The organism is Micrococcus sp. 2A (assembly GCF_039519235.1).
In the GTDB taxonomy this organism is placed as follows: Bacteria; Actinomycetota; Actinomycetes; order Actinomycetales; family Micrococcaceae; genus Micrococcus.
The window spans coordinates 264,831-279,280 of the sequence record NZ_CP154351.1; the positions used below are offsets into that span (position 1 = coordinate 264,831).

Consider the following 14,450-nt stretch of genomic DNA (forward strand, 5'->3'; position numbering starts at 1 on the left):
CGGCTGCGTCCCCAGAGAGGTCGGATCCCCATGAAGATCGACGTGTGGTCGGATGTCATCTGCCCGTTCTGCTACATCGGCAAGCGCCGCCTCGAGCTCGCCCTCGAGCAGACCGGCGTGGACGCCGAGATCGTGTGGCACAGCTTCGAGCTCAACCCGCAGGCGCCGGCGTCGTACGGCATGACGCTGCCCGAGGTCATGAGCACGGCCTACGGCGCGAGCACGCCCCAGGCGCTTGCGGTCCTCTCCCACGAGGAGGAGCAGGCCCGCAGCGTGGGCCTGGACTTCCAGTGGCGCACCGCGAAGCCGGGGAACACGTTCATCGCCCACCGCGTGCTGCAGCTCGCCGCGTCCCGCGGGCTCGGCGCCGAGGCGGAGGAGCGCCTCTTCCGCGGCTACTTCTCCGAGGGGGAGGAGATCGGCTCGGCCGACGTCGTCCGCAGGCTCGCCCTGGACGTCGGACTCGAGGCGGCCGAGGTGGACGAGGTCCTCGCGGGCGACCGCTATGCGCGCGAGGTGCGCGCGGACGAGCAGCGTGCCGCGGACCTCGGGGTGCGCGGCGTCCCGTTCTTCGTGGTGAACGACTCCGCCACGGTCTCCGGGGCCCAGAGCGTGGAGCACTTCGCGGCAGTCCTGCGCGACGAGGCCGCCCGGGTCCAGTCCCCGCCGTCCGACGGCGGCGCCGTCTGCCACGACGGGGTGTGCGAGTTCCCCTCGGCCTGAGGAGGCGCCGCCACCGCGGGTCCGCGGCCCCTCGGCCTCGGGGCCGGCCGGCGGGCGTGAGGGGGAATCGAGGCGCCCCTCCCGGGCCTCCGACGCGCCCTCAGAACGAGCTGAAGATCCCCGCCGCCACACTCATCACGAGGCCGATGATGCACAGCCACGTCACGATCAGCACGATCGGGCGCGGGCGGCGGGGCGCGTCGTCGTCGTCGAAGCGCACGCCGCGCAGTTCCGGGGGCAGCTCACTCATGCCGCTCATCCTCCCAGGCCACGGCGCGTCTGCGGCACCCCGATGCCTGCTGACGCCTCCAGGCCTTCCGACCCACCGTGCCCCTCCAGCGCCTCCATCGCCTCCAGCAGCCGCCTCCGCAGCGCCTGGCCCCGCTCCGCGAACCCGCGCTGCGCCCGCGCGTACTCGGCCCGGCCCTCGGGCGTCTCGATCCGCACGGGCGGGTAGTCTCCGCCGGCCAGGTCGGTCACGCCGGTGAGGTCGTACGGCGAGGCCCGCATGTCCAGGGCCCGGATGTCCCACGCGAGGTCGAAGCAGTCCGCCACGATCTCCGAGCTCACCCACGGCACGAGCTTGTACGCCCACTTGTAGAGGTCCATGCCCGCGTGCAGGCATCCCGGCTGCTCCATGTCCCGCATGCCCTCCCGCGTGGGGAGCGCGCCGTCGTCGCCCTCGTTGAGCCCTCGCGCCTCGGGCGCGAAGAAGCGGAAGGCGTCGAAGTGCGTGCACCGGATCCTCTGGGACTCGACCACCGCGTCCGTCCCCGCCGCGCCCAGGCGCAGAGGCAGCTGGGAGTGGCGCACGCCGTGCACGTCCGCGCGGTACGCCATGGCCCACTCGTGCAGTCCGAAGCACCCCAGCCGGGGCGCTCGAGCGGAGGTCCGGGCGAGAAGGTCGCGCGTGAAGGCGACGCCGGTCGCCCGGTCGCGCGCGAAGGCCGTCTCGTCCACGGTCCAGCCCGCGGCCGGCGACGGCGGCCCGCCCGGCGCGAGCGCCTCTCCCGCGCGCACGCGGCGCACGTGCTTCCACGTCCCTCGGGCCGGGGCGCCGGACTCCTCGGCCTCAGCGGCGGCGTTCGACCCGGCGTCGTCGTCGGCGAGGAGCATGCCCGCCCCGGGATGCCAGCGCGCCAGCGCCGCGGGGGAGTGGGCGTAGTAGCCGAACAGGAAGTCCTGCACGGGATGCTTCTCGCCGCGCATGTGCAGCGCCACCAGCGGCGCGGTCCGCGCGGAGATCCGCTCCCGGTGCGCGCGGGCGCGCGCCCGCCACTCCTCGGCGGGGAGCACGACGACGGCGGGGCGCGCGTCCCCGGACGGCGCGGCGACAGGAGTGGGCGGGTCGGTCTGGATCTGGAGCATGGCGCATCCATTCTCCCGCGCCGCGCCACCCTCCCGGGCCCGACGACGTCCACGCGGCCGCCGGCCGGACCGTGCCCCGCGCCCGGCGGGCCCTCTGTGTCGCTCCTGGGGGGGAGGGCTGACGATCGTCTGGCCAAACCGGACGCTGTGAGCTACATTGCATCCATCCGACTGTGGTGCGAGTCACACAGGCTCTCCGGCCTCGACTGCCCCCGCTCCCACCGCCTCAGCGACGAAGCGGCACCCGGACCTGTCCTTGATGAGAAAGGCGGAGGCCATGCCCCGTTCCCACACCCCTGCCCGGCGTCGTCTCGCCGCCGCCGTCCTCGGCGCCAGCCTGCTCGGCGCTCCCGCGCTGGCCGCTCCGGCCTCGGCTGTCCAGCCGCCTTCCGGCGCCGCCGCCTCCAGCCCCCAGGGCAAGCTCAGCGTGGACCAGCAGTTCGAGGACGGCCGCTACTTCGTGATCCTCGCGGATCAGCCCTCGGTGACCGCCGAGGAGGCCGGAGCCCCGGCCCCGGGCGCCGCGCCCAAGGAGAAGTTCGATCCGTCGCACCCCCGCGTGAAGAACTACGAGGCCAAGCTCAAGCGCCAGCAGGAGAAGGTCGCGCAGGCCCACGGCGTCGCGCCGGCCATGACCTTCCAGCGCGCCGTGAACGCGTTCGTCGCGGAGCTCACCGCGGAGGAGGCGCTCCAGCTGAGCAAGGACCGCAGCGTCCTCGCTGTGACTCCGGACGAGCAGGTCGCCCCCGACTACACCTCCACCGAGTTCCTCGGCCTTCCCGGCAGCAAAGGCACCTGGAAGACCACGTACGGCTCCGCGAAGAACGCCGGCAAGGGCGTCGTGGTCGGCGTCATCGACTCCGGCATCCACCCGGACAACCCGTTCATCGACGGCGAGCCGGTCGGCCCGCTCAAGGGCAAGCCGAAGGTGGGCGAGCCGTACCGCACCGCGGACGGCCAGATCGCCATGCTCAAGGCGGACGGCACCACCGCCGTCGCCGAGTGCGAGACCGGCCCCGACTTCCCGGCCTCCTCGTGCGACAGCAAGCTGCTGGGCGCCTACGCCTTCTCCGAGGACTTCGAGCGCTTCGTCCCGATCGACGAGCGCGACCCCAACGAGCGCATCTCCCCTCTCGGTGTCGCCTCCCACGGCACCCACGTGGCCACCACGATCCTGGGCAACACCGGCGTGGCGCAGGACATCAACGGCGACTCGTTCGGCGAGGGCGCCGGCGTGGCCCCCGCCGCGAAGCTGATCTCCTACAAGATCTGCTGGGAGGACACCGATCCGGACACCGGCGGCTGCTACACCTCCGCCTCCGTGGCCGCCGTCGAGCAGGCCATCGAGAACAACGTGGACGTGCTCAACTACTCGATCTCCGGCAACAACACCTCCGTCGTGGACCCGGTGGCCATGGCCTTCCGCTCCGCCGCCGAGGCTGGCATCTTCGTCTCCGCCTCCGGCGGCAACTCCGGCCCCACCGCCAACACCGTGAACCACTCCTCCCCGTGGGTCACCACCGTGGCCGCGGAGACCTTCTCCAACGAGCTCACCGGCACCGTGGAGTTCTCGGACGGCACCAAGGTCCGCGGCGCCTCCTCGTCCCGCACCGGCGTCGGCCCGGCGGAGGTCGTGCACGCGTCCCAGGTGGCCGCCGCCGGCGCCACCGCCGACCAGGCCCGCCTGTGCCTGCCCGGCTCCCTGGACCCGGCCAAGACCGCCGGCAAGATCGTGCTCTGCGAGCGCGGCCAGAACGCCCGCGTCGAGAAGTCCCAGGTGGTGGCCGAGGCCGGCGGCGTCGGCATGATCCTCGTGAACGTCACACCCAGCTCCCTGGACGCGGACATCCACTCGGTCCCCACCGTGCACACGAACGACGCCTCGATCATCGAGAAGGTCAAGGCCGGCGGCCTCACCGCCACGCTCGTGCCGCAGGACACCACGGGCCTGCCCGAGGACCCGCTGCCCCAGATCGCCGGATTCTCCTCGCGCGGCCCGTCCAACGCCGTGAACCAGGAGTTCCTCAAGCCCGACGTCGCCGCCCCCGGCGTGAACGTGATCGCCGGCGTCTCCCCCCTGGACCCGTCCTACGAGGGCAACGAGTTCGGGCTCATGTCCGGCACGTCCATGGCGGCCCCGAACCTCGCCGGCATGGCGTCCCTGCTGATCGGCAAGCACCCGGAGTGGTCGCCCATGGCGGTCAAGTCGGCGCTCATGACCACCGCCGGCGACGTGTTCACCGCGGACGGCTCCGTCAACGAGGACAACTTCGCCACCGGTGCCGGCTCCGCGGACCCGAAGGCCGCCGACCGCCCGGGTCTGGTCTACGAGTCCGACGCCACCCAGTGGGACGCCCTGATCATGGGTGACATCGCCGGGCGCGAGGTCAACATCCCCTCCGTGGCCATCCCCGATGTGGTGGGCTCCACCTCCGTGACGCGCACCGTGACCGCCCTCGAGAACGGCCGCTGGCAGTTCTCCGGCTCGGTGCCCGGCTTCGAGGTGACCGCCTCGCCGTCGTACCTGGACCTCAAGAAGGGCCAGTCCGCCGAGGTCACCCTGACCTTCACCCGCACGGACGCCCCGACGAACGAGTGGACCCACGGCTCCTTCACCTGGAGCACCGCCAAGGGCAAGGCCGTCCCGGAGGTCACCTCCCCCGTGACCCTCAAGGCCCTGGCGGCCACCGCGACGTCGTCGGTCACCGGCTCCGGCGCCTCCGGCTCCGCCACGGTGGAGATCAACCCCGGCATGACCGGTGAGCTGACCCCGCAGATCCTGGGCCTCGGCAAGGTGGACGCCACCCCCGTGACCAAGACCCCGGGCGAGTCCATCTCCGTCAACGAGAACACCTCCACCGCGGTGAAGACCGTGACCGTGGGCGAGGGTGCCAAGTCCTTCGTGGCCAGCATCAACGCCGGCGCCTCGGACGCCGACTGGGATCTCGCCGTGGTCACCCCCGAGGGCAAGGTCGTGCAGATGGCGACCGAGTCGGCGAGCGAGACCATCACCCTCGACAACCCGGTGGCCGGTGAGTACCTCGTGATCGCCAACCTCTACGCCACCGCCGACGGCGGCGCGGACGACGCGTCCCTGGACACGCTCGAGCTGCGCGAGGACGCGGGCAACCTCACCGTGACCCCGAACCCCGTGCCCGTCACCAACGGTGAGCTCACCGAGGCTGAGCTGTCCTGGTCCGGCCTCACCGACGGCACGTGGCGCGGACAGGTCATCTGGGCCGACGGCGCTGCGACCGACGTGACCGTCACGGTCCCGTGACCGGAGCCTGACCCCCATCGTCCTCGTTGACGAGACGGGCGCTCACGACGCCGCCCCCGCACCTTCTCCGTGACGGTGCGGGGGCGGCGGCGTCCATGTGCGCGAGGGAGGGCGACGGCGGCGCGTGCGCCGCTCAGTCCTCCTGGCCCAGGCGCGGGGAGAGCAGCGCTGCGAAGCCGGTCCATCCGGCGTCGGGCTCGAGCAGGGCGCCCGGGCCCCCGGGGCCGGCGTCAGGGCTCAGCGTCCGGTGCCCCCGTAGACGGTGGCCTGCTCGTCGGCGTCCAGGTCGAACGCGGTGTGGATGGCGCGCACGGCGTCGTCGAGCTTGTCCTCCGCGGTGACCACGGAGATGCGGATCTCCGAGGTGGAGATCATGTCCACGTTCACGCCGGCGTCCGAGAGGGCCTTGAAGAAGGTGGCCGAGACGCCCGGGTTGGAGCGCATGCCCGCGCCCACGAGAGAGAGCTTGCCGATCTCCTTGTCCGACTCGATGTCCTCGAAGCCGATGCGCTCCTGCGCCGCGCGCAGGGCGGCCAGGGCGTCCTTGCCCTCCACGATCGGGAGGGTGAAGGAGATGTCCGTGCGGCCGGAGCCCGCGCGCGAGACGTTCTGCACGATCATGTCGATGTTCACGTTGGACTCGGCGATCACGCGGAAGATCTCGGCGGCCTTGCCGGGGACGTCCGGGACGCCGACGATCGTGACCTTGCCCTCGGAGCGGTCGTGCGCCACGCCGGCGACGATGGGCTGTTCCATGGGAGCGCCTTCCTGCAGGGTGATGGTGTCGTTCGGGTCGGGCATGATCCACGTGCCCTCGTGGTCGGAGAAGGAGGAGCGCACGTGGATCGGCACGCCGAAGCGGCGCGCGTACTCGACGGAGCGCAGGTGGAGCACCTTGGCGCCGGAGGCGGCCAGCTCGAGGGTCTCCTCGGAGGAGAGCTCGCCGAGCTTGCGGGCGGTGGGCACGACGCGCGGGTCGGCCGAGTACACGCCGTCCACGTCCGTGTAGATCTCGCACACGTCCGCCTTGAGCGCCGCGGCGAGGGCGACGGCGGTGGTGTCCGAGCCGCCGCGGCCCATCGTGGTGATGTCCTGGGACTCGGGGCTCATGCCCTGGAAGCCGGCCACGATGGCGACGGCGCCGTCGTCGAGAGCGCCCTGCACGCGGTGCGGGCTGACCTTCACGATCCGGGCGCGGCCGTACGACGTGTCCGTCATCATGCCGGCCTGCGATCCCGTGAAGGAGCAGGCCTGCACGCCCTCGGCGTGGATGGCCATGGCCAGCAGGGACATGGAGATGCGCTCGCCCGCGGAGAGGAGGATGTCCATCTCGCGGGCGGGGGCGGCGTCGGTGAGCTCGGCGGCGAGGTCGAGCAGCTCGTCCGTCGTGTCGCCCATGGCCGAGACGACCACGCACACACGGTGGCCCGCGGCGACGGTGGCGGTGACGCGGCGGGCGACGCGTTGGATGCCGGCGGCGTCGGCCACCGAGGAGCCGCCGAACTTCTGCACGATCAGGCTCATGGAGCTCCCTTCGGGCGGGGTCGAGACGAGGTGTCCCCACGGACCGCTCCAGTGTAGGGGCGCACCGCCTCCGGTCCCGCAGTGTGATCCGGGACGTCCGCATCGTGAGCTGCCGGGGCTGCGGGGACCGTGGGGTCGGCCCGGGCCACCCGGAACCGCCCGGAACCGCCCGTGAGGATGACCCCGCGCCGCGCGGGATCATCCTCTGGGCGGACGACGTCGTCGCCCCGCCCCGGTCAGCATGGAGGCATGACCCTCTCCTCGGTGCTCGACGTCTCCCCACCTCCGCCCGCCGCGGGCAGCGGGATCGTGGCCCACGGCCTGGCCCGCTCCTTCGGTCCCGTCCACGCCGTGCGGGACGTCTCCCTCACCGCGCCCGCCGGGACCGTGACCGCCCTCGTGGGGCCCAACGGCTCCGGCAAGACCACGCTCATGCTCCTGCTCGCCACGCTCCTGCGTCCCGACGCCGGCTCCGTCGCCGTGGCCGGCGTGGACGCGACGGCCGACCCGCAGGAGGCCCGCCGGCATCTGGGCTGGATGCCGGACACCCTCGGCGTGTGGGAGTCGCTGACCTGCCACGACATCCTCACGAGCCTGGGACGGCTCTACGGGATGGGCCGCGTCGCCGCCGCCGCAAGGGCGGACGAGCAGCTGGAGTGGGTGGAGCTCACCGAGTTCGCCCGCCGCCCCGCGCGCGTCCTCTCCCGCGGCCAGCAGCAGCGCCTCTCCCTGGCCCGCGCCACCGTGCACCGCCCCGCCGTGCTCCTGCTGGACGAGCCGGCCAACGGGCTCGATCCCACCTCCCGCATCCGCCTGCGGGACGACCTGCGCGCCATGGCCGCCGCGGGGACCGCCGTGCTCGTGTCCTCCCACGTGCTCGCCGAGCTCGAGGAGATGTCCGACCGCGCGGTGTTCGTGCGCGAGGGCGCCACCGTCTCCACGCAGGACTTCGCCGCGGCCGGCGCGCAGACCCGTCCCTACCGGATCGCAGGGCCGGACCCCGCGCGTCGGGACGAGCTGGTCCACGCCCTGGCCGCGCACGGTCTGGTCCCCGGCGCCGATGCCGGGAACCGCCGGGACGGCGTCGTGGTGCAGGTGCGCGGCGAGCAGGCCGCCGCCGAGCTGCTCGCGGACCTCGTGCGCGACGGCGTGCCCGTGAGCCACTTCGCCCCGGAGGGCTCCCGCCTGGAGAACGCCTACCTGGACCTCGACCTGGACCACCGCCGTCACACCGAAGGAGAACGCCCGTGAGCCACGTCCTCGCCCCCTCGAGCGCGACGCCGGGCGCGCCGACTCCCGGCATCGTCCCCCCGCGCCTGGGCGCGGGGGCGGCGGTGCGCACCGTCGTCGGGATGGAGCTGCGCCAGCGGCTGCGCTCCCGCGGCTGGTTCGCGCTGCTCGGCGTGTTCTTCCTCGTGGTCGGCGCCGTGACGCTCGGCGCTCTCGGCCTGCACGCCTCCACCCTCGGCGAGATGCAGGGGGTGTCCGACGCTCAGCGTGAGACCTCCCTGCGCATGGCAGGCCAGTGGCTGTTCGACGGCGTCCTGATGTTCGTCCTGACCCTCTCGCTGCTGGTGTCCCCGGCGCTCGCGGCCAACGCGATCTCCGGCGACCGGGCGGGCGGGACGCTGGCCATCACGCAGGTGACCCTGCTGAAGACGTGGCACCTCATGGCGGGCAAGTGGCTCGCGGCATGGGTGGCCTCGGCGGCCTTCCTCGTGGCGGCCCTGCCGTGGCTCGTGGTGGCCGCGCTGGTGGGACGGGTCTCTCCGCTGTTCGTCCTCGTGGGCCTCGCGATGATCCTGGTGGAGTTCGCCGTGATCACGGGGATCGGCGTGGCGGTCTCGGCCATCACGGGGCGCACCCTGTTCGCCGTCGTCGTCACCTATCTGCTCGTGGCGCTGCTGACGCTGGGCACCCTGATCGGCTTCCTGCTCTCCCTCTCCGTCATCAACATCACCGTGCAGGCCAGCCAGCCCCGGTACGGCTACGAGACGGCCACGATGGACGAGGCCACCACGCCGGAGGAGATGGACGCGCAGGCGGCCGAGGACCCGGCAGCGTGGGACCTCGTCGCCGACCAGTGCGGGGGCCCTGTGACGGACCAGGTGGTCCCGGACCCGCGTCGGACGGGGTGGATGCTCGCGCCGAACCCGTTCGTGGTGCTCGCGGACGCCACGCCGTGGTCGCCGGTGCCCCAGTCGGAGCCGTACATGGGCCAGATCGGCGCGCTGAACCTCATCTCGGGCGGGGTGCGGTGGACCCAGAGGGACCCTCTGCAGTCCGTGGAGTGCCTCAACGGGGAGCTGCGCGGGATCGACCAGGCGGGTGAGCCGAACCGCGAGGGCACATGGCCCGTGTGGCCGCTCGGCCTGGCCATGCAGGGCGCGCTCACGGCGGGCCTGCTGTGGTGGGGACACCGCCGCCTCGACACGCCGGCCGGGAAGCTGGCCGCGGGCACGCGCGTGGCCTGAGCGGTCCCCCGGAGGCTCCCTCCCCCGCGGGCGGCCACGGCGGCACCGACCTCCGGTGCCGCCGTCGCCGTGGGTGCCCGGTCAGCCGCTGATGAGGCGGCGGCCCTCGAAGGCGCGGCCGAGGGTGACCTCGTCCGCGTACTCGAGGTCGCCGCCCACGGGAAGGCCGGAGGCCAGGCGGGTGACGCGGATGCCGGTGGCGCCGAGCAGACGCCCGAGGTAGGTGGCCGTGGCCTCCCCCTCGAGGTTGGGATCCGTGGCGAGGATGACCTCCTGCACGGTCTCGTCCTGCAGGCGGGTGAGCAGCTCGCGCACGTGCAGCTGCTCCGGGCCGATGCCCGCGATCGGATTGATGGAGCCACCGAGCACGTGGTACTTGCCCTGGAACGCGCGGGTGCGCTCCATGGCCATCACGTCCTGGGACTCCTCCACCACGCAGATCTGGGCGGCGTCCCGGCGAGCGTCGCGGCACAGCGCGCACACGTCCTGCTCGGAGACGTTGAAGCACACCGAGCAGAGCCGCACCTTGTCCTTGACGGTGCGGATCGCGTCCGCGAGGCGCGTCATGTCCTGCGCGTCCGCCTCCAAGATGTGGAACGCGATCCGCTGGGCGGACTTCGGCCCGATGCCCGGCAGCCGCCCGAGCTCGTCGATCAGGTCCTGAACCGCTCCCTCGTACACGTCGTCCCTTCGTCTTGCGTGGGCCCGGCCGGCTCCGTCCGGTCCGTCCGCGCGGGGTCACCGCGCTGACGCGAGTCTGCCACGACCACCGGACATGACAAGGGCGCGGGTCGGCCGTGTGGGTCAGCGCACGGGCTCGTGCGGCCGCTCCTCGAGGAGCCGGCCGCCGAGCACGCGTTCGACGACGGCCCGGCCCACGAGCCCGGAGTCCTCCAGCGCCACATCGTCGTCGCTGGCCACCTCGTCCGTCCACGCGACGGCGGGGGAGGACGCGGTGGCCGGCGCGGCGGGCCGAGCCGGCGCGCGGCCCTGTGCGGCCTCGCGGGCCGCCCGGATCGCGGCGGCACGCGGGTCCATCGCGGGAGGTGCGGGAGGCTCCCCACCGGCGGCGGCACGGCCGTCTCCCGTTGGGCGGGCGCCCAGGGCGGTGGGGCTCGGCCGACCCGACGGCGGAGCGGTGCTCCCCGACGGCCCGGAGGAGGCGGAGGGGCCGTTCGAGGAGGGCCCGACCGTCCCGTCTCCGCCGGCGTCGCGGGCGTTGACGGGCGGCTCCAGGGGCCCGCCCGCCTCGAGACGCTCCATGAGGCGCGGGAACATGCTGGCGGGATGCCCCGAACCGCGCGGCGCGGTCCCCGCGGCGGGGGCTCCACCCCCGTCGTGCGCGGGCACGCCGGGGGCCGGCGTCCCGTCCGAGGAGGGCTCGCCGGTGGCGTCGGGGTGGGCGTCGCTCGAGACCGCGGCCGTCGAAGCGGCCGGGTGGGGGTCCTCTCGTTCCGAGGCGGCGGGGTCATCGCCCTGGCCCGGGGGGACGCCGTCGCCGCCGGCCCGTCCCGTGCGCGTCTGGTCCGAGGCGGCCGGCGGTGCCGTGTGCTCCGCCCCGCGTGCGTCGGAGGCGCCGCCGCGGGAGCCGCCGTCGAAGCCGGCGGGCCGCGTGGTGCCGAAGCGGGCCTCGAACTCGGCACGCAGCTCCGCCTCGGGCCGGGCGAACACAGGAATGGTGGGGGCGGGCTCGCGGACGAGGGGTCCGGGATCGTAGGCACGCTCCGCCGCGTCAGGGGTCACGTCCTGGAGCCGCTGCGCGGCGTCCGCGGTCGGGGCGGGCCCGGCGGGGGCCCAGGGCTCGGCCCCGGGCGAGGCCGCCTCGTCCGGCCGGGGGGCCGGGGCGGGCTGGTCGGCCTGCGGCGGCGTGCCCCAGTCCGACGGGCTGGGCACCGGCCCGTCCCACCCGGGCGTGCCGCTCGAGGCGTTCTCCTGCGGTCCGCCGTCCTCCTGGGCACCCTGCGGCGGCACCCATCCCTCGGGACCGGGGGAGTCCTCCATGTCCGAGTCCGGGTCGAACTCGGGGAGGGTGTCCCACGGGTCCTCCTCGCTCGGCGGGGCGTCCTCCCACGCGGGGGGCGCCTCGCCGGCATGGCCCCAGCTGTCCGCGGTCGGAGCCGAGGGAGCGGGGGAAGCAGACGCGGGCGCGGACGGAGGAGCGGGCGCGGCCGCAGGTGGCGCGGACGCGGCGGACGTGGGGCGCCCTGGCTCGGGAGAGGTCCGTGTGTCGGCGGGCGCGGGCCACGCGGTCGCTGGCTGGGCCGGAGGGCGCGGGAGGCCGCGGGTGTCCGATGCGTCCGGCGGGGGCTGCTGCTGGGGGTGCGGCGACCCCGATGCGGGCCGGCCGGAGGCCTGGCGGGCGTCGGCGGGCGCGCGGTGCTCGGGGCGGGGAGCATCCCCGCCGAGGATGAGGTCGAGCTCCGGGCGGATGCCGAGCACACGGTGGACGGCCTCGGCCAGCACCCGGTCACCGCCGCGGCCCAGCAGCGACTGCCGCGGGCCGTCCTGCTGGAATCCGATCGTGAGCAGTGAGCCGTCGTATCCGGTGACCGACGCGTTGTCCTTCACCAGCATCCACACCAGCCGCGAGGAGTCCTCGAGGGCGGCCAGGATGTCCGGCCAGGCGCGGCGCACCATCTCCACGGGGTTCGCGGAGGAGGGGCCCGTGCCGGAGGTGCTCGGGGCCGCGGCCCGGCCCTCGGCCTCGCCGGAGCGCTGGGACGACGGGGGCGCGGAGGCCGGCTCCGCGCCGGTGTTCTCCGGGACCGGCTTCTCCGGGCCCTTGCCCTCCGCGTCCGCCCTGCCGGCGGCCTCGTCCGGCGTGGGGGATCCGCCCTGCTGCGGCGGGGACCACTGCTCGGGGGCGCTCGGCGGCGTCGGCGCGGTCGGCGCTGCGGGGGCGGCCGACGACGGCGGGGTCTCGGGCGCGGCGGGCGCCTGCGTGGGGACGGCCGGGCGCTGCTCCTGGCGGGCCGGCGCGTCCTGCTGCCGGGCGCTGGGGGTGGTCTCCTCGGCCTCGGGTCGGCGCATGGCTGCGCGGGCCAGGGCGGCACCGGAGAGGCCGGCCGCCTCCCCGACGGCCCCCGTGTGCGGGGTGCCCTCGGCGGCCTCGGCGGCCTGGGCCGGTGCAGAGGCCGCGGGCGAGCCCCCGTACTCGAGCCGCCGCTCGAGCGCCTCGAGGCGGGCGGAGAGGCCGCGGTGCGTGTCGTCCGTGGCGGGCAGCACGAGGCGCGCCATCAGCAGCTCGAGGTGCAGGCGGGGGCTCGTGGCGCCCACCATGTCCGTCAGCGCGAGGTTGGTGACGTCCGCCAGCCGGGAGAGCTCCGCACGGGAGAGCTGGGCGGCCTGCGCGGACAGGCGCCGCACCTGGTCCTCCGGCATGCCGTGCAGGATGGCACCGGCCTCCTCCGGCAGCGCGCGCGCGATCACGAGGTCGCGGAACCGGTCCAGCAGGTCCTCCACGAATCGGCGTGGGTCCTGGCCGGACTGCACCACGCGGTCCACCACGCGGAACACGGTGGGGGTGTCGTCCGCGGCCACGGCGTCGATCACGTCGTCCAGCAGGGCCTCCGGCGTGAAGCCGAGCAGGCTCACCGCGAGGTCGTAGGACACCGCGCCCTGCTCGGCGCCGGCGATGAGCTGGTCCAGCACGGAGAGGGTGTCGCGCACCGAGCCCGTGCCGGCCCGCACCACGAGGGGAAGGACGCCGGGCTCCACGCGCACCTGCTCCTCGGCGCACAGCTGCTCGAGGTACGCGATGAGCGGCTCCGGGGGCACGAGGCGGAACGGGTAGTGGTGGGTGCGGGAGCGGATGGTCCCGATGACCTTCTCCGGCTCCGTGGTGGCGAAGATGAACTTGAGGTGCTCCGGCGGCTCCTCCACGATCTTCAGCAGCGCGTTGAAGCCTGCCGCGGTGACCATGTGGGCCTCGTCGATGATCAGGATCTTGTACCGGTCCCGCACCGGGGCGAAGGTGGCCCGCTCCCGCAGGCCGCGGGCGTCCTCCACGCCGCCGTGGGAGGCGGCGTCGATCTCCATGACGTCCAGAGAGCCGGGCCCGCCCGTGGCCAGGTCGCGGCACGAGTCGCACTCGCCGCACGGCGTGGGCGTGGGGCCCTTCGCGCAGTTCAGGCAGCGCGCGAGGATGCGGGCGGAGGTGGTCTTGCCGCAGCCGCGCGGGCCTGAGAAGAGGTAGGCGTGGCTCACCCGGTCCTTGGACAGCGCGGTGCGCAGCGGGACCGTGACGTGATCCTGCCCGATGACCTCCTCGAACCGGTCCGGGCGATAGCGTCGATACAGGGCGGTGCTCACCTGGCTCACCCTAGCGGCTCACCCGGACGCCGTACGGCCCGCCGGCCGCCGTCGTCGGCCCCTGCCGCCCGCTGCGACGCCTGTGCAGGAGCGGCGGGAATGGCGTGCGTCCGCGCGGGCGTTGAGGCCGTCATGACCCGGATCGACCACGCCTCCGTCCTGCCCGCCCTCTTCGAGGACCGCCACACCACGAACCACTTCACGGACCAGCCCGTGGACACCGCCCTCGTCCGCGAGGCCTACGAGCACGTGCGCTGGGCGCCGACCGCCATGAACAGCCAGCCGCTGCGCCTGACCGTGATCGAGTCGCGCGAGTCCCGCGAGCGGCTGGCCCCGCACATGGCCGGGTTCAACGCGGACAAGACCCTCGCGGCGCCGCTCACCCTGATCGCCGCCTACGACCCGCGCTGGCACGAGCACATGCCCCACCTCGCCCCCTTCCGCGAGGGCTTCCGGGAGCAGTGGGAGAACAAAGCCGAGCTGCGCGACGGCATGGGCCGCGCCAACGCGCTCCTCCAGATCGGCTACCTCACCGTGGCCCTGCGCGCCCTCGGCCTCGAGGTGGGCCCCATGGCCGGCTTCAGCACCGACGGCGTCGACGCCGCTTTCCATGCCGAGAGCGGCTGGCGCTCGCTCGTGGTGATCAACGTGGGCCACGCGGCCTCCGACCACGAGAAGGCCGTCAGCCCGCGCCAGGGCCGCCTCGAGTTCGACCAGGCCGCGCAGGTCCTCTGAGCCGCGGTCGCGGTCGCGGTCGGCGCCTCGGGTGC

General features: G+C 74.2%; 10 protein-coding genes. 5 read left to right on the top strand and 5 right to left on the bottom strand.

The window, feature by feature from the left end:
* Positions 1 to 30: 30 nt before the first annotated feature.
* Complete coding sequence (locus tag AAG742_RS01310; protein ID WP_298710470.1) at positions 31 to 723, top strand: DsbA family oxidoreductase; 693 nt, start codon at positions 31 to 33, stop codon at positions 721 to 723.
* 100 nt (positions 724 to 823) lie between these two features.
* Here AAG742_RS01310 and AAG742_RS01315 read toward each other — a convergent pair whose 3' ends face one another.
* Positions 824 to 973: a hypothetical protein gene (locus AAG742_RS01315; RefSeq protein WP_248116516.1), complete on the bottom strand. Its 150-nt coding sequence runs from the start codon at positions 971 to 973 to the stop codon at positions 824 to 826.
* Positions 974 to 978: 5 nt separating this feature from the next.
* On the bottom strand, positions 979 to 2,091 hold the full coding sequence (locus AAG742_RS01320) for a 3-methyladenine DNA glycosylase (RefSeq protein WP_343282200.1): 1,113 nt from the start codon (positions 2,089 to 2,091) through the stop codon (positions 979 to 981).
* 277 nt (positions 2,092 to 2,368) lie between these two features.
* Between AAG742_RS01320 and AAG742_RS01325 the strand changes: the two genes are divergently transcribed.
* Entirely contained in the window at positions 2,369 to 5,371 is a 3,003-nt protein-coding gene (locus tag AAG742_RS01325) for a S8 family serine peptidase (RefSeq protein WP_298710467.1), read from the top strand.
* Between the two features lie 237 nt (positions 5,372 to 5,608).
* On the opposite strand, the gene AAG742_RS01330 is transcribed toward AAG742_RS01325, so the two are convergent.
* Entirely contained in the window at positions 5,609 to 6,895 is a 1,287-nt protein-coding gene (locus tag AAG742_RS01330; RefSeq protein WP_298710465.1) for an aspartate kinase, read from the bottom strand.
* 249 nt (positions 6,896 to 7,144) lie between these two features.
* Here AAG742_RS01330 and AAG742_RS01335 point away from each other — a divergent pair, with 249 nt between their 5' ends.
* Positions 7,145 to 8,146 (top strand): ABC transporter ATP-binding protein, encoded by a 1,002-nt coding sequence (locus tag AAG742_RS01335; protein ID WP_298710463.1) that lies wholly within the window; start codon positions 7,145 to 7,147, stop codon positions 8,144 to 8,146.
* Positions 8,143 to 9,369: a hypothetical protein gene (locus AAG742_RS01340; RefSeq protein WP_298710461.1), complete on the top strand. Its 1,227-nt coding sequence runs from the start codon at positions 8,143 to 8,145 to the stop codon at positions 9,367 to 9,369. The genes AAG742_RS01335 and AAG742_RS01340 overlap by 4 nt, the downstream gene beginning before the upstream one ends.
* Before the next feature lie 81 nt (positions 9,370 to 9,450).
* Here AAG742_RS01340 and recR read toward each other — a convergent pair whose 3' ends face one another.
* A complete protein-coding gene (gene recR / locus AAG742_RS01345) occupies positions 9,451 to 10,050 on the bottom strand; it encodes a recombination mediator RecR (RefSeq protein WP_298710459.1) in 600 nt (199 codons plus the stop codon).
* Between the two features lie 123 nt (positions 10,051 to 10,173).
* Positions 10,174 to 13,680 (bottom strand): DNA polymerase III subunit gamma and tau, encoded by a 3,507-nt coding sequence (locus AAG742_RS01350; RefSeq protein WP_298710457.1) that lies wholly within the window; start codon positions 13,678 to 13,680, stop codon positions 10,174 to 10,176.
* 132 nt (positions 13,681 to 13,812) lie between these two features.
* On the opposite strand from AAG742_RS01350, the gene AAG742_RS01355 reads away from it, so the two are divergent.
* The gene (locus AAG742_RS01355; protein WP_298710455.1) at positions 13,813 to 14,415 is read left to right on the top strand and encodes a malonic semialdehyde reductase; all 603 of its coding nucleotides are present in this window, start codon (positions 13,813 to 13,815) and stop codon (positions 14,413 to 14,415) included.
* Positions 14,416 to 14,450 lie beyond the last annotated feature (35 nt).